Raw genomic sequence first — 22,572 nt, 5'->3', positions numbered from 1 at the left:
CAGCCCCCACTAATCATTTCTTTTTTTATTTTTATAATACTGTAGTATTTCTTCTATTTCTTCTTTTAATGCTACAATTTCTTTAATATCTCTTTGACTATCTATTCTATCAAGCCTTCTTTGATAATTTATAGCTCTACTAATTTCACCTAAATCATATAGTTCTTGTATCTTTCCTAAAACTTCTCTAATTGTAAGTGATTTGGCTTGATACATAACTTGAGCTTTCATTATTTCTTCCCGAATTTCGCTCATTTCTTGGTCTAATAAAAATGCAGCATCTGCAGCTCTTCTAAGTCTATTGGCTACATCTTCTGGTATGTAATGTTCATATTTATATTTTAAAGAATGTTCTATAGTTGCCCAAAAGTTCATAGCTAATGTTCTTATTTGAATCTCACATAATATTTCCTTATATCCTGCTATAGAGTTAATCGGATAATTAATTATAACATGATAACTTCTATATCCACTATCTTTAAAGTTAGTAATATAATCTTTTTCGTATACTACAGTCATATCAGTTCTTGATTTTATTAAATCTACTAAAGTATATATGTCTTCTACAAACTGACACATAATTCTTATTCCAGCTATATCTTCAATTTCACTTTCAATATCTTCAGCTTCTAATCTATTTGCCTTAGATATTATGGATGATATTTTTTTTGTTCTCCCTGTAACAAATTCTATAGGAGAATATTCACCCTTTGTAAGAAACTCTTTTCTTATATTTTTAAATTTTACTTTTAGTTCTTCCACCGCATGTTCGTAAGGAGCTAATACTTCATCCCATTTTTCATACTTCATATTATTCACCCTTTATACTAGTTTCAAATCATATATATTTTAACATAATTTATTCTTTTTTAGAATAATAAAGCATTTCTCCCAATTCTATACTATAACTTACCTTATCCAAATCACATAGATAACTAATTATAGATACTATACTACTTCTAAAAAAGTGATATTCTGTATAATTACAACTTAAATTATTATTGATTATTATATTTTTTAATATGTTATCTATAGTTATAGGTGATTTTAACAAGTCTTTCACCTGGCTCACATATTTATAAATTGCGTTTCTATGAGCATCTATAATGCTCTGGCTATCTGATTTTGAATAAACGTCTTTCCCATGACCTAAAATCATAAATTCAAAATCCATATTTTCTATTTTATCAATAGAGTTTAAATATTCTTTTACATCATATAATAAAAGCAATTCGAATTTGTTTAATATGTGAGTTCCTACAAATAAATCTCCCACAAATAAAACCTTATCTTGTGTTAAAATTCCTATACTTCCTTCACTATGTCCTCTTAGTTTAATTATCTCAATTTTTTTATTATTTAATACTATATTACCTTCTTCTATTGTATCATCCACTTTAGTTAAATTGCTTTTGTCTTCAGACACTTTAAATTTCCAAAATTTATTAGTTTTTCCGCCTACAGTATAATCCGAAAATTTACCAGGATTATCTATAAATATCTTGGCTTCTGAAGATGATAATATTTGTATATTTTTATCAAGTTCTTTTAACTTGCTACATCCACCATAATGATCTCCATGCTCATGTGTATTAATAATATATTTTACATCCATATTATTTGCTTTTAGCATGTCCATAATCTTTCTTGGCCTTATTCCTCCAAGACCTGGGTCTATTATTAAGGCCTTATTATCATCTAGTCTAATTACACCTGTATTTGTACCACCCTTAATGTAATAAGTGTTTCCATTTATATTTGTTAGTTTCACTTATCCCACCTGCCAATTCTTTTATTTAATTAACATTCTTTTTAGCCTGCTTATTGTTCTTTTTGATAGGTTTCTTTCCTTAGAAATCCTTACTTTAATATTATAAGACATATTTTGATTTAATAGTGAATCAATAAAATATTCTACAATTCCTCTATCTCTAAATTCTATATCAATTACTCCCTTTGAAAAGAGCCTAGAGTCTAACACCATTATATTATCAGCAAAGTTTAGCCTTTCACTTTTAGATAAATATCCATTTTCTGGTATAAATTCTTCACAATATTTTATCTTGTAATTTACTACTTCATCGCTTATATCAAACCCATATTTAACTTTCATAATATTTTTGTACTGTTTATTTTTCTCTGTTACATCTTTTAGGTTTTTATTATAATCTTCCTTTTTCCAATGACCAAATAGCCTGCAATTTAGTGGTCTTACTTCATATATTTCGCATCTATTGTTTTTATCTTTGAAAGGGCAACTTTTCTTTTCCATAAACTCCAAAAAATAATAATTTATTATTCTATCAAGAGATTTTCTTCTTAGTTCATCCTTATCTTGTAAATAGTTAAATATGTTTAAAAATTCTATTAAATTAATTCCTACAGATTCCATACAGCAGTTTCCACAACCTGTACACTCACCCTTTGGTAAAGTATCATATATATTATTAAGCTTTTCAAATAGTTGATTTTTTTTAGCATAATCTATGCTTTTTAAAATATCCGTATTATTTATACTAGCCATTGTACATTCTCCTTGTTATAATTATTAGGTTAATACAAAAACTTATTATATCACATTTATTACTATAAATTGTAGGAGGTATCTTACTAAATGAACAGATATACAAAAATTATCAATATTATGGAAAGTTATTTCACTAAGGATTTTGATAAAGCAAAAAAAGGAATAACTAAAACTAGAGAAGTAAAAGAAGAAACTGTTAAAAAAGCTTTCTTAAAAGGAAACACTGAAGTTTTAGTGATATTCGAAGATTCTGGACGTGAAATACTTATTGACGATTTTTCTTCAGATGAAGATATAAAAAAATATTTAGGAGCTTCTTTCATAAATCCTAAAAGATAATAAAAATTCCGAAAGTTATCAGACTTTCGGAATTTTTATTTTTAATTTTAAAAACAAAATTATCTAAATATCAATGTGAATAACCCCTTATCCATATAATTAAATGGATTTTTTAATTTTTCATGTATAAGTTTTCATTCCAAAGACAATAATATTAATGTAATTTAAATATTTAACTCAATCTCCCCCAATATAAGCTTTCATTTCCCCAGTGGAAGCTACGTTTTTTGCTAAATAGAGAAGAATAAACTTATTCTTCTCTATTTTTTTATCGAAAAATTTTATGTTATTATTTTAGCAATTATTAAGCATATAAATTAAGTTTTTGTTGATAAATTATAATAATATAATTTATATTATATATTAAGCATATGAATATAAATACTTATTTGAGAGGTGAAATAATGATTGAAGTAGGAAAGTTAAAATTAGATAGTGATTTTGATTACAGAATAATAAGAGAAGAAAATAATGATATAGATATATATATAGATATAAATTATAGATGTGTAGATATAAATGTTGGAGAATCAGAACTATTTAACTCTAGAATTCAATTTCCATACGTTAGATCTATTCTTCTAAGAATTAATAAAGAAGACTACTTAATGACGGTGCATCTTATGAGAGATATAGACTTGTTTTCTGCTTTTGCAAACTTTGAAGTAGATTTTTCTAATAGTATTTTTAAAATTAAAAACCTTCAAGAAAAAGTTATTATAAGTAAAAACTAATGTGAAAAATTAAGGGGGCCTTAACAGGCCCCAATTTTTATTTATTTCTTTATTTATTTATAATTCAATTGTAATACCAAAATTTTCTCGTGTCAAGAAATTTTCTGAATATTTTAAATTTTTTGTTTTATATACATTATTATTTGTATATATTGATAAATTTTTAACGTTAATATTAAATAATTTATATATTTTTTGTTATTACATCTATAATAATCGACAATAATAAAATTATCATCTATTAAGATTGTTGTCACTCTTACCAAGATTTTGATATAATTATTGTTATATAAAATAATATTACATATTAACTTTCATATGTAATTTTAATAAAAATACAATAAATTAATTACTATTAGTAATTTACGAGAGGAGTTTTACATATGAGTTTATTTGTTTTCGGACATAAAAGCCCTGATACTGATTCAATATGCTCAGCAATATCATTAGCATATTTAAAAAACCAATTAGGTATTGAAGCTAAAGCTTATGCTTTAGAAGAGCCTAGAAAAGAAGCTAAGTTTGTTTTAGACTACTTTAAAGTAGATGCACCTGAGGTTTTACCTGCTGGGGCAATAAAAGGACAATATGTTGCTTTAGTAGATCATAACGAAGTTGCACAAACTGCAGATGAAATAGCAGAAGCTAATTTAGTAGAAGTAATAGATCACCACAAAATAGGATGCCTTTCTACTGATCTTCCAATATCAGTAAGAATGATGCCTGTTGGATGTACTTGTACAATAATATACAACTTATATAAAGAAAATAATGTGGAAATACCTTATAAAATAGCTGGATTATTATTATCTGCAATATTATCAGATACTTTAATATTTAAATCACCAACTACTACTGAAAAAGATAAGGAAGCTGCTTTAGCATTAGCTGAAATAGCTAAGATTGACTACGAAAAATATGGAATGGAAATGTTTAAAGCAGGTACTTCTTTAGAAAGATTTTCTATAGAAGAAATAGTAAACATGGACTTTAAAGAATTCGATATGAGCGGTAAAAAAGTTGGTATAGGACAAGTTATGACTTTAGATATAGATGCTGTTTTATCTAAAAAAGAAGAATTCTTAGCTTATATAAATGCAACTGAGTTTGATATGTTAGTACTTGCTGTAACTGATATAATAAACGAAGGTTCTTATTTAATATACAAAGGTGAAGATAAAGTAATATCTGAAGCTTTCAGTGTAAATGCTACTCAAGGTGTATTTGCTGAAGGTGTTGTTTCAAGAAAGAAACAATTAGTACCTAAGTTAACTGATGCAGTTAAAAATATATAATTTAATTATATAGAAATACAATTAATTAAAAATAAAAAATGACACAGATTAATCTGTGTCATTTTTTATTTTTAAATCATTATTTCATAATAATAGTATTATAAAATAATTTTTTGTTTATTATTACAATGGTTTATTTCTTCTGGTGTTTGTGTTTATGTTTTTAGGATTTACTTTAAATATTGTAAATCATATAACACAAGTTGTAAATAGTATTTATTTCTATTTATTACATTTATTACATTTTTTCCACTTCTGGATAGTCAACTCCGAACTTTTCAACTGTCATAGTTTTTATTTTTTGATCAGATTTTGGTCTGTCTCCTCTATCAACTGGAGTATCAGCTATTTCATCTACTACATCCATACCTTCTATTACTCTACCAAATCCAGCATATTGGCCATCTAAGTGTGGAGAATTTTTATGCATTATGAAGAATTGAGATCCTGCACTATTTGGCATCATAGTTCTTGCCATAGAGATTACCCCTCTCTCATGTATTAGGTTATTTGCAAATCCATTGCTATTGAATTCACCTTTTATTGAGTATCCTGGTCCACCCATTCCAGTTCCTTGTGGGCATCCACCTTGAATCATAAATCCTCTTATCACCCTGTGGAATATAATTCCATCATAGTAGTTATTATCTATTAAGCTTATAAAGTTATTAACTGTATTAGGAGCTATATGAGGATATAGTTCAACTTTTATAGTTTTTCCATTTTCCATTTCTATAGTTACTATAGGATTTTTATTTTCCATACTTTTACCTTCTTTCTTTGATTGTTATGTATTTTCATATATTATTATATACTAAGTTGTAAAAAAATAACTACTCTATTATTATTTTACCATATTTAAAAACAAATCATTAATATTTCTGTGGATATCTTGGCATTTTATCCACAATATCCACATCCCTTAAATTCAAAAGTTTTTTACCACATTGCAAAGTTTTTATTTATATATATAATTAAAACATTATATTTTGTCACTGTCTTATCCACATAGTTATCCACTTATCTACAACTTATTAACATTTTATTCAGACCTTATCCACATTCCTACTGACAATTTACAGAATTTTTCACCATTATTCTTTTATATTTGATAAAATTCGACAAACGTCTTGTATATATTAAAATGATCTTCTACACTTCCAAGTTCTCTTACTGAATGCATAGATAAAATTGGACTACCAATATCCACAGAATTAATATCTAAATGTGTTGATGAAATTGGACCAATTGTAGATCCACCTCGCTCATCAGATCGATTCACAAATTGTTGATATTTTACTCCACATTTTTCGCATATATTTTTATATACTCCTGATGAAAAAGCATCACTTGTATAGGCTTGATTTGCGCTAATTTTTATTACAGGCCCACAGCCCATAATAGGCTTGTTTGTTGGATCATGCTTTTCAACAAAATTTGGATGAAGAGCATGAGCTAAATCTGCAGATATCATAAAAGATGAATAAATAGCTGAAAAGAATTCTTCTCTATTTTTCCCTAAACTTATACAAATTCGTTCCAATAAGTTTAGTAACATATTAGAGTCAGCTCCTTGCTTCGTAGAACTTCCTACCTCTTCATTGTCAAATATAGAAGCTATATTTATGCCATTTTTACCTTTTGAGCCTATTAATCCATATAAACTAGCATGAGCCATAGATAAGTTATCAAGTCTAGAAGAAGATATAAATTCTTCATTTGGTCCAATTATATGTCCTTTTTCATATTCATATAAATACAAATCAAAATCAAGAATATCTTCTTTATCTACATTTAGTTCTTTGCTTATTTCTTTTAATAGAAAATTATCTTTTTCTAAAGTATCATTAATTAATCCAACTAAAGGTAATGTATCTTTTTGCTTATTAAACTTATATCCATCATTTATGCTTCTGTTCATATGAATAGCTATGTTTGGTATTATACAAATTGGACGATTTATATTTATTATCTCTTCTCTCGGGCATAATACATTTTCAGATTTCAATACTACTCTACCTGCAATAGACAATGGTCTATCAAACCAAGTACTTAGTATAGCACCACCATAACTTTCAGTATTTAATTTTAAATACGTACTCTCTACAGCTATTTCCGCATTAGGTTTAATTTTAAAGGTTGGTGAGTCACTGTGAGAACCTATTATCCTAAATCCATCTTGCATATTGTCAGAGTTTATTACAAAGGCTGTCAGTGAAGATGAATTTTTTGTTATAAAATACTTTCCACCAACCTTAAGTTGCCATTTCTCATTCATTTTCAATTCATTAAATCCATTTTTTAATAATAAATCTTTGCTAGTCTCAACTGCATTAAATGCAGTTGGACTATCATAAATATAATCTATTAAATTCTCTGCAAATTGTTTTTTCATAACTCCTCCTATTAAACTAAGTCTAAAGTTGTATATTCTTTATTTATAGTTTTTATACCTTGGTTATCAAAAGCTATAGTCACATCTGGGCCTTTTAGGGCAACTACTGTTCCCAGACCAAACTTAGGATGATGTACTTTAGCTCCAAGTTTTAAGTCGTCTATATTACTTTCATTCGATGTGTTTTTTATAGTAGCATTTGCTTTTTTAGCAACTTCAACCTTATTCATATTATTCATTTTATATTTTTGAGTATATTTATCAAGAATATTATAATTTGCCTTTGAGAAAGATAATTCTTTTTGATCTTTATTTAATCTTTCTATACAATCACCTGGTAATTCTTCTATAAATCTAGATGCAATTGAAGGATTCGTTCTTCCATATAAAGTTCTCTTTCTTGTTAAAGTTAAGAATAGTTCTTCTTTTGCTCTAGTTATTCCAACATAGCAAAGTCTTCGTTCTTCTTCTATGTCACTATCCCTCATTGATTGTATTGCTCTAGAAATTGGGAATATTTTTTCCTCCATTCCTGCTAAAAATACTACAGGGAATTCAAGACCTTTTGATGAATGTATTGTCATTAAAGAAACTCTATCCTCAGATTCTTCCTCGCTATCTGGTTCAGCACTAAGAGCCACTCCTGTTAAAAATGCTTCTAAGCTCTTTTCATCGCTTGAGCTTTCAAACTCTAAAGCTACTGATATAAGTTCTTCTAAGTTTTCTAGTCTATCTTCACCTTCATTATTTTTTTCTTTTAATAATTCTTCTTTGTATCCTGTCACATCCAATACTTTTTCAATAACTTGACTAACACTATATACGTCTGTAAAACTTCTTAATGTAGACATTAAATCTACAAATTCACTTATACTAGATCTAGCTTTTCTTGATATATCTGAGTTATCTTCTATATCAATTAATACAGAATAAATACTTTCTTCCTTTAAACTGGCTCTATCTTCTATTTTTTCTATAGTTCTAAGGCCTATTCCTCTTCTAGGAACGTTTATTATTCTTTTTAAAGATATATCATCCTGAGGGTTTTGTATTACTCTAAGATAAGCTATAATATCCTTTATTTCTTTTCTTTCATAGAATTTAATACCACCATAAATATTATATGGTATACCAGCCCTATTTAATGCATCTTCTACAGAACGTGCTTGTGCATTGGCTCTATATAAAACGGCAAAATCTTTATAATCTCTATCTTCATATCTCTTCATATATGAAATAGTATTTACTATAAAATCACCTTCATCAATTTCATTTTCTGACAATTGGATTTTTATTAGTTGCCCTTCTTTTTTGTCACTCCAAAGTCTTTTTCTTTTTCTTTCTGTATTATTTGCAATAACATGGTTGGCTGCATCTAGTATTACTTGTGTTGATCTATAGTTTTGCTCAAGCTTTACTATTTTAACATTGTCGTAATCCCTTTCAAATTCTAGGATATTTCTTATGTCAGCACCTCTCCAGCCATAAATACTTTGGTCATCATCTCCAACAACACAAATATTTTGATGTTGTTTTGCTAATAATTTTATTAATTCATATTGTGCTTTACTAGTGTCTTGGTATTCATCTACCATTATGTATCTAAATTTATTTCTATAAAAATCTAATACATCTGGACATTCTTTAAACAGCTCAACTGTTTTCATTATTAAGTCATCAAAATCTAAGGCACTATTTCTTTTTAAACGATCTTGGTACAGTGCATAGATTTCTCCTACCTTTGTTTTAGATATATCACCTTCGTTTAATTTTAAGAACTTTTTAGGAGAATATAATTTATCCTTTGCATTAGATATACAACTTAATACATATTTAGGATCAAATGCCTTATCACTAATATCCAGTTCTCTCATACAGTCCTTAATTAAAGTAACTTGGTCTGGACTATCATAAATTACGAAACTTCTATTATAGCCTATTTTATTTATACTTTTTCTAAGAATACGAACACAACAAGAGTGGAATGTTGTAATCCACATTTCTTTAGTATCTGTTCCTTCTAAAGTTTCTTCTACCCTTTCTCGCATCTCATTGGCTGCTTTATTTGTAAATGTTATAGCTAAAATATTTTCAGCTTTAACATCTTTATCTTCCATAAGATAACCGATTCTAGTAGTTAAAACTCTCGTCTTTCCCGATCCAGCTCCAGCAAGTATTAAAACAGGTCCTTCTGTATTTTCTACCGCTTCTCTCTGAGCTGGATTTAATTTTTCTATTATATCTGAAATCATATATATCCTCCTATAATGCTCATATAAATATATTTTAATCTAATTCCATTTTTTCTTCAAACTCCATAATACTATAATAATTCCCATGAATAAAATATAAAATACTTAACCTGCAAATTATCATTAAAAAAAGGCCTTAGGACTTTGGAGAATCCTAAGGCATAGGTTAAGGGTTATTCTATTTTCAAACTATTTTGAAATAAAATAGGTTGAGGGCTTATTTAAGTTTATAAGAACTAAAAGTGCCTAACTCCAAGTTAGGCACAATATCTTCAAATAAAAATTTTTATTAAGATATTTCTCCTACCCCGAAGAAATCACTTTATATTATAGGCAGGTCTCCTGGCTTTGCTTCATTCTACTCCTTTCCCTTCCCATGTTTCCACAGTGGTCAAAAGTTTCGTCCACATTACAGTAGCGGGGGCTGCAAAGGTATCTCACCTTTTTCCCTATTAATCTTAGTTTAAGAACCTAAAATATTTTAATTAATTTAATTTTCAACTAAGATAATTGTAACACATAAATAAGATTATTTGTTAATTTTTACTAATTATTTTATTACATATTTTTCTAAAATATCTTAATTTTTTATTATTTTTTTCAAATACATAGCAACTATATCAGAAAATCTTTCTATATCCTTGGTATAAATAAAATCTTTTCCATAAATTACTTTTTCCGCTTCTAAATCTTTTTCTTTTCCAGTGAAAACTCCTAATACAAGTATACCCTGCTTTCTCGCCTTTCGAACTTCTAAAGCTGTATCTTTTACTGCTACCATTCCTTTGTAAGATGCTTCTCCTCTTAAGCTTCTGGATCTATCTTTTCCTATTTTCACATCATTTGGTTTTCCATCGCTAAGTATTATAAGTATTTTATTTTCTTCTTCTCTTTCTAGTAAAGCGCCACTAGCTGCCTTTATTGCTAATCCATCTCTATTATTTCCTGCCGCAAAATATTCAAATATATTTTCGCAAGAATAGATATTATCATTATAGTCTCTGTATCTTTTTAAGATGGTATAATCTAAAAAGCTCAAATATCCCATAACTCTATTTGGAATACCAATTGATGTAAGGGCGGTAGCAATTATATATGCCTGTATTGCTACATTAAACTGATTTCTACTTTGTGAACCACTTGCATCAAGTAATATATCTATAACATACTTTCCTTTTTCATTTCTTATATCCTTATAAAAAACTTTTGTATTGTTACTCCTTCCTATTCTCCAGGCTCTGTTTGCACAAATAGTTCCTCCGTCGGAATAAACTCTGTCGATTGCACTTTCTTCTATTAATATTCTTGATATACTTTCTTTTAATTTATTAATACTTCTTTTATGTAGTTTAATATTATCTCTATACTTGTATAAATTATTTTCTTTTTGTCTCGTAACGTATTTTAACTGAAAGGCATTGTTACATTCACTACGTAACACTCCATCTGTAAAATGAACTCTACACCCTTCATGTACATCTCTGCAATGTTTAGTTTCAATTTTTCTTATTTCACTTTCACTTAGAAATGCTTTGCCATAATAGTATTCCACCTTATCATAGATTTTTTGAGCCATAGCTTCATCCACATAGATTACTCTATTTTTTGATTTGTTTAGATCTCCACTACCCATTTCACCTAAGTTTTCTACTAGCATGGTATTACTTATATTATTAATTTCACTTTCTATGATTTCTATTTCTTCATCCATATACAGCTCTTCGTACATAAAATCTGAGAAAGTATCAAAGTCCACATTTACATTTTTTATATCGTGCTCATTTCCTTGTGAAATTTCTCTTTGAGAGTTTATTATAAATTCAAAGTAAGTTAAATAAATTTCATCTAATTTTTTTAAGATATTCATTAAATTATCGTTACAATCAATAGATTTTATATCTTTCATTATTCTTCTTGTCAAACCATCTACTGCAGGATGTCTATTCATAGCTTGAAGAATAAATGTATATCTTAAAGTCTGTAGTATATCTTCTTTGTGGATTTTACTATAATTCACAAGAACATCTTTGTATGCTTTACTTCTTATTTCCTCCACACCTGGTCTTTCATTTATTACTTTATCTTCTACTACAGAGTTAAGAACAAGTTCAATTAAAGTGTATAAAATATCTTTATCGTAGGATTTTTTTATTCTACTCATTATATATTTTTTTATTATATTCCAGTCTAAATACTTCCTTCTTGCTCCAGCAATTATACCAAAATACAAAGAAACATCTTTAGATGAATAATCTTTTTCACTTGAATCTATATCTTCATCATACATACCAGAAACTGTCCAAGCCAAATTATTTACTCTATTTTCAAATTCATAATTATTATATATCCAATTAGTATTTCCACTCATTTTATCACCTCTTCAGGTTATTTTAAATTAGGAAATAAATCTTTACTTTCCCATTTTTCTGGTATTCTTGTTCTTATAATGTCATCCACAATTTCTTTTTCATAAACATCAAAAGTTTTTCCTGTAAGCCCCATATTAATGGCAAGAGTTGGTCTAAGTCCTCTTTTAATAGTTTTTAGAGCACCTATTAATCCTCTTAAATCTATTGCCTTTGTAGATATTTCTCCATTTTGAGATTTTAGTTGCAAGTCTAAAAAAATTCCTGCAAATTGATTTAATTTTTCCTCATCGGTACAAGGAAATTCTCTTTTTAAAATCATCATTAATTTATCTTCATTTACTGCTGGAATATCTATTACTAAAAATCTAGAAACTAAAGCCTCGTTTAATTCCTTTGTACCTGCATATTCATAGTTCATAGTACCTATAAATCTAGTTGCTGGATGAAGATTTATTCTTTCATATCCTGGCACATCTATTACTCTTCTGTAATCTAGTGCAGAGTGAACAACAACTATAGCATCATTTTTAGCCATATTTATTTCATCAAAAACACCAAATCCACCATGAAGAGCACATTCATATACAGATCCCCTTCTAAGTCTCACTTCATTATCTATAAAAGTATCTGTTCCAATTAGTGATGAGCTATCTGTGTTTATATGAAAGGAAGTGTTCCATTGTGGTCTTCCAAATATTTCTGACAAATTATCTGAAAGTAAGTTTTTGCCTGTAGCCTTAGGTCCAGATAATAATATATTTTCTTCTTCTAAAATAGCAGAAATACACATTGACAGAATATCTTCACCAATATAAAAAGCTGGCGATTTTGTCACCCTGTGCTCAACTTTTTCATCTACTTTAAATTCTTTTCTAAAATGTTGTACATCCTCTATAAGAGACTCACTTACCCCTTGAATTTTTAAGTTTTCTATTATATCCATAATAATCTCCTTTTGTAAGTAATACTTCTTATTATTATATCCTTTTAATTAATTTTCAAATAAAACGCTTTAATTTTACACTTAATAAAAGTATAGTCTATTTGTTTAAAATTCAGTAATATTTTTAGTATTTAATAATAAAAAAAGAGTTGCAATATATTATTTAGTTTATCTTTTGCAACTCTCTGACTATATATTTATATTGTTATTTCTTAATTATATATCAAACCGATAGTTATACTTGATTCATGGTAAAATTTAACAATTAGTTTTTTATTTACACATACATTTCATAAATAATTTTACTAAATATATTATGATATAATAAACATAGTACGATTCATATTAAAATTAAATAAAATTTAAATTATTGGAAAGGATTACATATGAAAAGCTTTAAATTATCTCCAGAAATACTTACTTTTAATAAGTGTGAAGAATTTTGTTCAAAATTCAATATAAATAAAAACGACTTAATAATAACAAATGAATATATTTACAAACCATTTTTTGAAAACTTTATTAAGGATGCTACTGTAATATACAGAAGAGATTTTGGTAGTGGAGAGCCTACTGACGTAATGGTTGAAAAAATATATAACCAGATTAAAAATACTAATTATAAAAGAGTTATAGGAATTGGCGGAGGAAGTATTTTAGACGTTGCAAAACTTTTTTCTTTAGAAAAACTTACACCTGTCTGTGATTTATTTGAAAAAAAATTTGAACCTGTTAAAAATAAAGAACTAATACTTATTCCTACAACTTGTGGTACTGGCAGCGAGGTTACTAATATATCTGTACTTCATTTAAACTCTATAAACAGCAAACTAGGTCTTGCTCATGATTCAATTCTAGCAGACCATGCCATATTAATTCCTGAGCTATTAAAGGTTTTACCTTTTAAAGTTTTTGCTACAAGTTCAATAGATGCTCTTATTCATGCAATCGAGTCTTTCGTATCTCCAAAAGCTTCCGTTTTCACAGAAATGTATTCTATCGAAGCTATAAAAATGATTATAAATGGATTTAAGAAGATTGTTGATAATGGAAAAGAGTATCTAGATAATCTTTTAGGTGACTTCTTAGTTGCTAGTACTTACGCTGGTATAGCTTTTGGGAATGCTGGTTGTGGTGCTGTTCATGCCATGAGTTATCCTTTAGGTTCTATTTACCACGTTCCTCATGGAGAATCTAATTATGTTTGTTTTACAGAAATTTTTAAAACATACGAAAAATTAAATCCAAGTGGAAAAATCAAAAAACTTAATAATATTTTAACTGAAATTCTTAATTGTTCTGAAAAGGAAATCTTTGAAGAATTGGATAATTTACTTTATAAAATACTTCCAAAAAAATCTTTAAAAGGATATGGTGTAACTGAGGAAGATTTAGTATCTTTTACTGAAAATGTTATTATTAAACAAGGTAGATTAATGGCAAATGCCTATACTCCTTTAAGCAAAGATATTGTTTATAACATTTATAAATTTTTATATTAAAAATAATAAAGAGAACCTATTATAAAATTAGGTTCTCTTTTTAATTTTACATATTCATATATGATGTATCATTTAATTTATTGATTACTGCAAAGTTATTATCTACTTCTATCTCTGTTATAGATCCATTTTCTATTTTAAAATTCCAATGATATTTATAATCATCACATAAAAGATAAGAAATTATATTCCTAATTGTACCTCCATGAGAGCAAATTAATATAGTAGAATTATCATTATTATTTATAATTTTCTTTATTTCATTTTTTACTCTTATAAAAGTATCTTTGGAACTCTCACCATTAGGATACTTATATTCAAATCCTTCTTTTATCATTTTTTCCACTTCTTCTGGATATTTTTCTTCAATTACTTTAAATGGTAGTCCCTCAAAGTCACCAAAATTTATTTCATTCAATTGACAAGTTTCTTTAATTTGAATATGTTTAAATTCAGCCAATTTTTTAATTGTATCTTTTGTTCTAGAAAAAGGTGTAGTATATATTTTATCTATATCTTCATCTTTTAAATACTTTGCAATCTTACTTGCTTGTGACTTTCCTTTTTCACTTAATATACTATCTGTAAGTCCTGAAAAAACACCACATTCATTACAAACAGTTATACCATGTCTTACCAAAATAAACTTTATCATTTCATCACCTTAAATTAAAATAACTATATATGAAAATAATAGAAATATTAATTCTCCTAACTCAATAGTACATCCCAATATATCTCCTGTTACACCATCAATTTTCTTATAAATATGATTTTTAAATAAATAATTAAATAACATTACCACCACAATTGACAATAGTAATTTTATTATATTTAAATTAGTTGATAAAAATACGAATTTACTAATCAATACAAGAATAGCAACAGTATACAGTATGGCTGTTATAAACATACCTTTAGTTGCTTTACCAATAAATATATTGCCCATGCCTACTTTTCTTGGTGTTACAGTTTTATAAAGCATAACTATAACCCCCAAACGAGATATCATAGGCATAAATATAATTAAGCACATAAGATTGCTATTTATCGCAGAATTTAATAATCCTATTTTTATTAATATTAAAAATAATATAGCTAGAAGAGAGTTAGTTCCCAATCTTGAATCCTTCATTATTTCCAGCATTCTCTCTTTGTCTCTATTACTATATATGGCATCAAATGTATCTCCTAATCCATCAATATGTAGTCCACCAGTTAAAATAACTTCACCTGCCACAATAATTATAGCTGTTATAAATGGATCAAATATTTGAATAGCCAAACTTCCTATAATAAAAGAAATCAAACCTATTACAATTCCTACTAAGGGAAAATATACTATAGATTTATGGAATTCTTCGTCAAACCCCATATCTGCTTTAATAGGTATTCTGGTCATAAACTGTAATAACCCTATAAATCTTTTCATAATTATCACTTCACTTTCATAGGAATTCCACTTACAACAAAGTAAACTTCATCGCTATAATTAGCTATTAATTGATTTACCCTTCCAACAAAATCACCATATATTCTAGATAGTTTATTTTCTGGCACAATTCCCATTCCAATTTCATTAGTTACTATTACAAAATATAAATTTGCTTTTTTAACAGCTTCTAATAATTTATTTATTTGTTCTCTTATATAATTTTCTAATTCATTTAATTCTTCAGAAGAAGCTTCATCCACTTCTATTCCATGAGTGAACATTAAGTTATTAACCATAAGGGTTACACAGTCCATTATTACTGTATCATGATTTTTGTCTAACTCTTCCACTATGGAATATATATCTTTATATATCTCATAAGTTTTCCAATCTTTCGGTCTACTCTCTTGATGTTTTTTTACTCTATTTTTCATTTCATCATCAAATGCTACTGACGTAGCAATATATGCCGTTTTATTATTTTGTTTTATACAAAGTGATTCAGCAAAACTACTTTTACCTGATCTTGCTCCACCTGTAACTAAAATGATATTACTCATAATTACTCTCCTTTAGATATTTATCTTCCCATATCTATTTCATCAAATGTTGCCATATTTTTATATACATAATTTGCAGCTTCTATTATATTAAAAGATAGTGCTGCTCCACTTCCTTCTCCTAGTCTCATATCCATATCTAAAAATGGTTGTAGTCCCATAATCTCTAAGGCTTTCTTTGTTCCTGGTTCTGCTGATAAATGAGAAGCTATCATGTAATACTTTGTTTTTGGATTAATATGATATGCTAATAGTGCCGCTGCATAAGATATAAATCCATCTAGCACAATAGGTATTCTATTTGCTGCACATCCTATAATTACGCCTGCCATAGCACCTATTTCGAATCCACCTACTTTAGATAACACATCTATTGCATCTTTAGGATTAGGTTTATTCAACTCTATAGACTTTCTTATTACTTCTGCTTTATGTTCAATTAACTCTTTTTTTAGGCCTGCTCCTATACCAGTAATTTCTTGTGGATCATAATTTCCAAAAACTGAAATTATAGCAGTAGATGGGGTAGTATTAGCTATTCCCATTTCTCCTATTCCAATTAAAGTATAATCATCTTGAATGCACCTTTCTGCCATTTCTATTCCTATTGATATACATTTTTCTGCTTCTGATTTCGTCATGGCAGGTCCTTTTGCCATGTTAGATGTTCCTTTTCTTATTTTATAATCAATTACACCGTCTATTTTTTCATCACAATTTATTCCTACATCAACTGCTAAAACATCAGCTCCTACAAATTTTGAAATTGTCCCAACACCATTTATTTTTTTAGGAAAATTTTGAAATTGTAATATGGTAATATTTTGAGGATCTGGTGCTACACCTTCTTCATAAACTCCATGATCTGCTCCAAAAGCTATTATTACCTTCTTTGATGTATCAAAATATTTTCTTCCATATATTCCTGCAAGTTGTGCACAAATATGTTCCATTTTTCCTAAACTTCCTGTTGGCTTTATAAGCCTATTTAACCTTTCTTCCGCTTGCTTTATATATTTTTCTTCTAATGGATAAATATTTCTTGATATATTTTCTATTAAATTCACGGTTGCGATCCCCCTTAGTTTTTTTGTTTTTTTTAATTTGTCTAAAATTTATCTTCTTTGTTAAGTTTCCTACAATAATTATATTGTTATATATAAAAACTATCTAGTACTTTATGTATTTTTTAAGCATTTTTTGGAATTTAAGGTATTTTTATTTTGGTGAATAGTATTTATTTATAAACAAAAAATATAAATAGATAAATATATTTAAGGAGATGATTGAATGAATAATTTCAATGATTTAAAAAACCTATATGAAGATGGTTATAGATGTATTTATCAAGACGGAGCTGAAGGTGATAGAAATATATATCTAAAAAATTTTGAAGACGAGAAATCTACAGTTGTAAATCTTCAAGATGAAAATGAATTTTCACAGTTCCAAGATTATGTTAGTGGTTTAAGAATGACATAATAAAAGGGAGCAAAAGCTCCCTTTTATTATGGTAAAACGAAATGACAAAATTATATATGTTTTTGCAACTAAGTATATGATTTTTACTTTTATTCTTTCAAAAAACTTAATCAAGAGTTACAATTTCTTCTATTTTGTAGTCACAATTTGTTTAATAAGCTCTAAAAGTTCTTTTCTGTCAACTTCTAAATGCTTCTTTTTCTCCTTATATTCTTGAAAGTTAACAACTTTTGCCATAGTTTTCTTCATAAACTCACTTCCCAACTAAGATTATTAACTTATATAAGTAATTCTAGATTATTTACCTTTTTCCTCTAAATTTTTCATTATTTTTTATAAAAAATATTAGATTTTTAATTTTTAAACTCAAAATTTGTAGAAATATTTGTTATTTTATTATGTAGCATGTATTCTAATCCTTATTTAATCAATACTTTAATAACTATTATTTTTATAATTACTTATATATTAATTATTGACAATATTTATATTTTGAGTCATGCTCTCAAACTATTTTTTGTTATATAGTTTATTTATATATTTATTGCTTGATTTCCTTCTTAATATATTCTAATGCTGATTTAAGTTGTTGATTTTCATTTGTCTCTTTAATTTTAGGTGTAATACCTTTTCCGTTTATATAATCTCCATTTGGTGTAAAATACTGAGCAGTTGTTAATTTATATCCAGTACCATCTTTTAATCCTTTTACACTTTGTACTAAGCCTTTACCAAAAGATGTTTCACCTATGGCTATAGCCTTGTTATTATCAACTAATGCTGCTGTTAAAATTTCTGATGCAGATGCACTTCCTCCGTTTATTAAAACTGCTATCGGCATATCAACTTGTTTGTCATCTGATTTATAGTACTCTTTATTACCTGTATTATCTTTTGTATAGACAATAGTTCCTTTCCCTATTAAGTCATCTGCTATATCTACGCAAACATCTAATAATCCTCCTGGATTGTCTCTCAAGTCTATTACTAAGCCTTTAACTCCTTTAGATTCTAATGCACTTAAGTTTTCTTTAAATTCTTTATATGTATTTTCATCAAAAGATTTTATTCTTAAGTAACCTATATTATTATCCATAACTTCATTAGATACACTCTTTGTTACTATAGTTTCCCTCTTAATATCAAAACTTAACTCTTCTGCATTTCTTTGAACAGTTAAACTAACATTTGTGTTTTCTTTTCCTTTTATATGCTTAATTACATCGTCTATCTTTTTAGTTTCAACAGATTCTCCATCAACTTTCAGAACTATATCTCCTGATTTAATACCTGCTTTGTCTGCCGGTGAACCTTCTATTGGAGAAATTATTGTTAGTTTATTATTCTCAGGATTTACACCTATGTATACTCCTATCCCAACAAATGAACCACTCGTTTGTTCTTTTAAACTTTCAAATTCATCTGCTGTGTAATACTGTGAATATGGATCATTAAGACCTTCAAATAATCCTTTTAATGCTCCATCCACCAAATTATTTCCAGATACTTCCTTATAGTAACCCTCCTGAATAAGTTCTTCTAAACCCAATAACTTGTTATATTTTGCATAAGATTCATATAAATCTTTCGATATTATTACTTTATTTCCTAACGTAATTTGAAACATTGTTGTGCCAATTATAGTTACTATTACAAGAATAATAGAATATATAAGAGCCCTTTTCTTAGATATCATTTGTTCATCTCTCCTTTAATCAATCTACTATATATTATATGACTAGCTTGTCTTTTTATTACTCTTTATCAATTATATTGCTTTAAATCTATAATTTTACTAAAATCTATATTAGGAAAGTAAAATTTAGGTAATTATATAATACCACAATTAAGAGGTGTAGATTATATGAAAAAAGAGTTTAGAAAGAATGCTATTATGATTAGAAAAGAAAAAAACAAAGATTTTATTAAACACAACTCAGATATAATCACAGAAAAACTACTTCAGTTAGACTGTATTAAAAACGCACAAACTATTATGCTTTATTTAGATTTTAATAACGAAGTTGCCACAAGCAATTTAATTAAAAGACTTATGAACTTAGGCAAAACTGTTGCATCACCTATAACTTTAAAAGACGAAAGAAAATTGATACCTTCTCAAATTACAGATTTAGAAAATGGAATTCAATATGGTGCTTATAACATTAAAGAGCCAAAACCTGAATGCTCTCCTGCCATAGATATAAAAGATTTAGATGTGGTTATAGTACCAGCCGTAGCATATGATAAAGATTGTTACCGACTTGGCTATGGTGGCGGTTTTTATGATAGATTCCTTGAGAATATAAGGGAAGACGCCATTACTGTGGGAATAGCTTTTGATCTACAAATTTTTGACAAAGTTCCAAAAGAAGACCACGATGCTCAATTGGATTACATAGTAACCGAATCTACAATATTAACATCAAAATAAATAAAAAACTGATTCCAATTTTAGGAACCAGTTTTTTTATTTATTAATTTTTTTATTTAGTCCTGAATTTTAAAACCTGATGCAACATTTTTAAGTATCTGAGCTTGGTTTGATAATTCATTGCTTGCTGCTGAACTTTCTTGAGCTGTTGCTGCATTTGTTTGGACAACTGTGCTTATTTGTTCAATACCTTCTAATGTTTGTTTTAAAGCTGCCGCTTGCTCAACAGATGCTGAAGAAATTTCATCTATTAATTTTACTGATTGAGAAACTTCTTCAAGTACATTTTCAAGCATTTTTCCAGTTTTAACGGCTATAAGATTACCATTTTGTACAGCTTTAACTGATTCCTCAATTAAATGAGTTGTTTCTTTTGATGCATCTGAAGATTTTGTAGCTAGATTTCTTACTTCATCTGCAACAACTGCAAATCCTTTGCCTGCAGTCCCTGCTCTAGATGCTTCCACTGCTGCATTTAAAGCCAATATATTTGTTTGGAATGAAATATCCTCAATTACTTTAATAATTTTACTTATTTGAGTTGATTTAGAGTTTATTTCTTCAATAGCTAGTATCATTTCCTTCATTTGATCATTACTTTCTATAGCAAGGTTCCCAGCAGTTTTAACTTGTTTCGATGCACTTAATGCATTCTCCGCATTTGTTGATACTCTATCTGATAAATCATTTACTGTTGCCGTTAATTCTTCTGTTGTACTTGCTTGATACAGTGAACCTTCAGCAAGTACCTGTGCTGCATTTGCTATTTCTTTTGAACCAACTGCAACATTTTCTGAAGTTTCAACAATCTTTCCTATAGTTTCTTTAAATATAGATGAAAGTTGTAATAATGAATTTTTTATCTTAGCAAAATCACCTTCATAATTTTGTTTTAAGTCAATATTTAAGTCTCCTGTTGAAAATCTATCTAATGATTCTGATATTTCATCAATATAAATAATATATTCATTCAATCTTAATACAAGCTTCTTCATTGATTCAGCCAATCTTCCAGTTTCATCTTTACTTTCTATATTTATTTCTGCATCAAGATTTCCTGCTGCTAATTCTTCCGTTATATTCATAAGATTTTGAATTGGAGCAACTAAACTTTTCGTTACTGCTATAATTGCTACTATAAGAATTAAAAATGCTATTAAATAAATGCCTAATGTAGTAAATATAGATGTTTTTACTAAAGCCATGTAACTATCTTTACTAATACTTAGAAGCACTTTCCATCCAGCATCTCTTGTATCACTTACAATTCCATAACGCATTTTACCGTTTTCAGTATATTTTATTACTTTATTTGTTGTTTTATCTATTTCATTAAGTATTTTATCATCAAATCCTATATCACTAACATTCTTAAGAACTCTCTCAGTATCCTTGCTTGCCAATACTTGTCCAGTATTTGAGATAAGCATTGTGTATCCACCATCTTTAAAGTCAGTCTCCATTGTTGCCACTTGCTGACTTATATCTTCAATAGAAACATCAACTGCTGCAACGCCTATAATTTCTTTATTATTTACGTCATATACTGGTGCTGAAAATGTAACAACCATATTTCCAGTAACAGAATCTTCATAGGGCTCGGATATAATAAACCCATTTTCAATATCCTCACTATTTGAAAACCAGTAATTTCTTGATTTTAAGTCAAATCCTTCATCACTCAAATATGTTCCACTATCAAATGCTAAATCTTCATTTGCTGAAGCAATATATGCATTCAAAATTTGAGTATCTTTTTCCTTCACATATCCAAGTGACTTATATGCATCTTTATAAGATGAATGATTCTTATAATCCTTTCTAGTTGCATCTGTTAATACTTTCCTTATAGATGTATTCCCCGCCATTTGTATTGCCATTGTTTTATACCTTGTAAAATATTCATTTATGTTGGAAACTATATTTTTTGTAGTTAGTGTGGAAATACTTTCTTGATTTTTAGATACAGTTTTTACTGTATTATTCATAGTAAACACACCAGAAATTATCATAGCTAAAATGGCAATACCACCAATCATTGCTAAAATTTTAGTTTTAATACTTTTCATAAGTCTATTCCTTCCCCTTCCACGTTGTATTTTGCGATTTATATATCAAAATAATATTTATAGTATAAAGGTATAAGTGCCATTTCTACCAAAATATTCCTGTATGGATAATATACGGATTGAAACATAAAATCTTAATGAAAATTAGTAATTTTCTGATAAATAATTATTAGAAATAATTCTATAGAAAAATACCCCAACCATTAGACCAAAGCTCCAACAATTGGGGTTTAAAT

The 22,572-nt window shown here is 27.6% G+C and carries 20 protein-coding genes and 1 riboswitch; of the genes, 6 read left to right on the top strand and 14 right to left on the bottom strand.

Going from position 1 to position 22,572, the window contains the following annotated elements; translation table 11 throughout:
• Positions 1-9: 9 nt before the first annotated feature.
• Genes TEGL_RS01370 through TEGL_RS01360 form a run of 3 tightly spaced genes read right to left on the bottom strand, consistent with a single transcriptional unit; the run spans position 10 to position 2,524 of the window.
• Positions 10-810, bottom strand: coding sequence for a GTP pyrophosphokinase (locus tag TEGL_RS01370; protein ID WP_018591896.1), 801 nt, complete (start codon positions 808-810; stop codon positions 10-12).
• A gap of 49 nt (positions 811-859) precedes the next feature.
• Positions 860-1,771, bottom strand: coding sequence for an MBL fold metallo-hydrolase (locus tag TEGL_RS01365; RefSeq protein WP_018591897.1), 912 nt, complete (start codon positions 1,769-1,771; stop codon positions 860-862).
• Positions 1,772-1,792: 21 nt separating this feature from the next.
• Positions 1,793-2,524 carry a YkgJ family cysteine cluster protein gene (locus TEGL_RS01360; protein WP_018591898.1) on the bottom strand — a complete coding sequence of 244 codons (732 nt, stop codon included), beginning with the start codon at positions 2,522-2,524 and terminating at the stop codon, positions 1,793-1,795.
• A gap of 90 nt (positions 2,525-2,614) precedes the next feature.
• Between TEGL_RS01360 and TEGL_RS01355 the strand changes: the two genes are divergently transcribed.
• The 3 genes from TEGL_RS01355 to TEGL_RS01345 all read left to right on the top strand — a co-directional run bounded on the left by TEGL_RS01355 (position 2,615) and on the right by TEGL_RS01345 (position 4,895).
• Positions 2,615-2,866 carry a hypothetical protein gene (locus tag TEGL_RS01355; RefSeq protein ID WP_018591899.1) on the top strand — a complete coding sequence of 84 codons (252 nt, stop codon included), beginning with the start codon at positions 2,615-2,617 and terminating at the stop codon, positions 2,864-2,866.
• A 404-nt stretch (positions 2,867-3,270) separates the two neighbouring features.
• Positions 3,271-3,600 (top strand): hypothetical protein, encoded by a 330-nt coding sequence (locus TEGL_RS01350; protein ID WP_018591900.1) that lies wholly within the window; start codon positions 3,271-3,273, stop codon positions 3,598-3,600.
• A 383-nt stretch (positions 3,601-3,983) separates the two neighbouring features.
• Entirely contained in the window at positions 3,984-4,895 is a 912-nt protein-coding gene (locus TEGL_RS01345) for a manganese-dependent inorganic pyrophosphatase (RefSeq protein WP_018591901.1), read from the top strand.
• Between the two features lie 238 nt (positions 4,896-5,133).
• On the opposite strand, the gene TEGL_RS01340 is transcribed toward TEGL_RS01345, so the two are convergent.
• From TEGL_RS01340 to TEGL_RS01320, 5 genes are all read right to left on the bottom strand, one after another.
• Positions 5,134-5,658, bottom strand: a complete 525-nt coding sequence (locus TEGL_RS01340) for a peptidylprolyl isomerase (protein WP_018591902.1) — start codon at positions 5,656-5,658, stop codon at positions 5,134-5,136.
• A gap of 339 nt (positions 5,659-5,997) precedes the next feature.
• Complete coding sequence (locus TEGL_RS01335) at positions 5,998-7,290, bottom strand: M18 family aminopeptidase (RefSeq protein WP_018591903.1); 1,293 nt, start codon at positions 7,288-7,290, stop codon at positions 5,998-6,000.
• A gap of 11 nt (positions 7,291-7,301) precedes the next feature.
• Positions 7,302-9,542: a DNA helicase PcrA gene (gene pcrA / locus TEGL_RS01330; RefSeq protein ID WP_018591904.1), complete on the bottom strand. Its 2,241-nt coding sequence runs from the start codon at positions 9,540-9,542 to the stop codon at positions 7,302-7,304.
• 315 nt (positions 9,543-9,857) lie between these two features.
• A riboswitch (cobalamin riboswitch) is annotated at positions 9,858-10,032 on the bottom strand.
• 90 nt (positions 10,033-10,122) lie between these two features.
• A complete protein-coding gene (locus TEGL_RS01325) occupies positions 10,123-11,910 on the bottom strand; it encodes a hypothetical protein (protein WP_018591905.1) in 1,788 nt (595 codons plus the stop codon).
• Positions 11,911-11,927: 17 nt separating this feature from the next.
• Entirely contained in the window at positions 11,928-12,854 is a 927-nt protein-coding gene (locus TEGL_RS01320) for an AAA family ATPase (protein ID WP_018591906.1), read from the bottom strand.
• A 386-nt stretch (positions 12,855-13,240) separates the two neighbouring features.
• Here TEGL_RS01320 and TEGL_RS01315 point away from each other — a divergent pair, with 386 nt between their 5' ends.
• Entirely contained in the window at positions 13,241-14,356 is a 1,116-nt protein-coding gene (locus TEGL_RS01315; protein WP_018591907.1) for a 4-hydroxybutyrate dehydrogenase, read from the top strand.
• A gap of 46 nt (positions 14,357-14,402) precedes the next feature.
• Here the strand turns inward: TEGL_RS01315 and TEGL_RS01310 are convergent, their stop codons facing one another.
• The 4 genes from TEGL_RS01310 to cobT are packed head-to-tail and all read right to left on the bottom strand — an operon-like array spanning position 14,403 to position 17,418.
• The gene (locus TEGL_RS01310) at positions 14,403-15,011 is read right to left on the bottom strand and encodes a histidine phosphatase family protein (RefSeq protein WP_018591908.1); all 609 of its coding nucleotides are present in this window, start codon (positions 15,009-15,011) and stop codon (positions 14,403-14,405) included.
• 9 nt (positions 15,012-15,020) lie between these two features.
• Positions 15,021-15,788, bottom strand: a complete 768-nt coding sequence (cobS, locus tag TEGL_RS01305) for an adenosylcobinamide-GDP ribazoletransferase (RefSeq protein WP_018591909.1) — start codon at positions 15,786-15,788, stop codon at positions 15,021-15,023.
• A 5-nt stretch (positions 15,789-15,793) separates the two neighbouring features.
• Positions 15,794-16,351, bottom strand: a complete 558-nt coding sequence (gene cobU, locus TEGL_RS01300) for a bifunctional adenosylcobinamide kinase/adenosylcobinamide-phosphate guanylyltransferase (protein ID WP_018591910.1) — start codon at positions 16,349-16,351, stop codon at positions 15,794-15,796.
• A 20-nt stretch (positions 16,352-16,371) separates the two neighbouring features.
• The gene (cobT, locus tag TEGL_RS01295; RefSeq protein WP_018591911.1) at positions 16,372-17,418 is read right to left on the bottom strand and encodes a nicotinate-nucleotide--dimethylbenzimidazole phosphoribosyltransferase; all 1,047 of its coding nucleotides are present in this window, start codon (positions 17,416-17,418) and stop codon (positions 16,372-16,374) included.
• 223 nt (positions 17,419-17,641) lie between these two features.
• Between cobT and TEGL_RS01290 the strand changes: the two genes are divergently transcribed.
• Positions 17,642-17,833, top strand: a complete 192-nt coding sequence (locus tag TEGL_RS01290; RefSeq protein WP_018591912.1) for a hypothetical protein — start codon at positions 17,642-17,644, stop codon at positions 17,831-17,833.
• Positions 17,834-18,374: 541 nt separating this feature from the next.
• Here TEGL_RS01290 and TEGL_RS01285 read toward each other — a convergent pair.
• Positions 18,375-19,529, bottom strand: coding sequence for a S41 family peptidase (locus TEGL_RS01285; protein WP_018591914.1), 1,155 nt, complete (start codon positions 19,527-19,529; stop codon positions 18,375-18,377).
• Between the two features lie 168 nt (positions 19,530-19,697).
• Between TEGL_RS01285 and TEGL_RS01280 the strand changes: the two genes are divergently transcribed.
• Positions 19,698-20,267 carry a 5-formyltetrahydrofolate cyclo-ligase gene (locus TEGL_RS01280; protein ID WP_018591915.1) on the top strand — a complete coding sequence of 190 codons (570 nt, stop codon included), beginning with the start codon at positions 19,698-19,700 and terminating at the stop codon, positions 20,265-20,267.
• Positions 20,268-20,323: 56 nt separating this feature from the next.
• Here TEGL_RS01280 and TEGL_RS01275 read toward each other — a convergent pair whose 3' ends face one another.
• Positions 20,324-22,336, bottom strand: coding sequence for a methyl-accepting chemotaxis protein (locus TEGL_RS01275; RefSeq protein ID WP_018591916.1), 2,013 nt, complete (start codon positions 22,334-22,336; stop codon positions 20,324-20,326).
• Between the last annotated feature and the right edge of the window lie 236 nt (positions 22,337-22,572).

Source organism: Terrisporobacter glycolicus ATCC 14880 = DSM 1288 (assembly GCF_036812735.1).
GTDB classification, from domain to species: domain Bacteria; phylum Bacillota; class Clostridia; order Peptostreptococcales; family Peptostreptococcaceae; genus Terrisporobacter; species Terrisporobacter glycolicus.
Note: the sequence above shows the minus strand (reverse complement) of the source record. Positions and strands in the feature narration are given on the sequence as shown.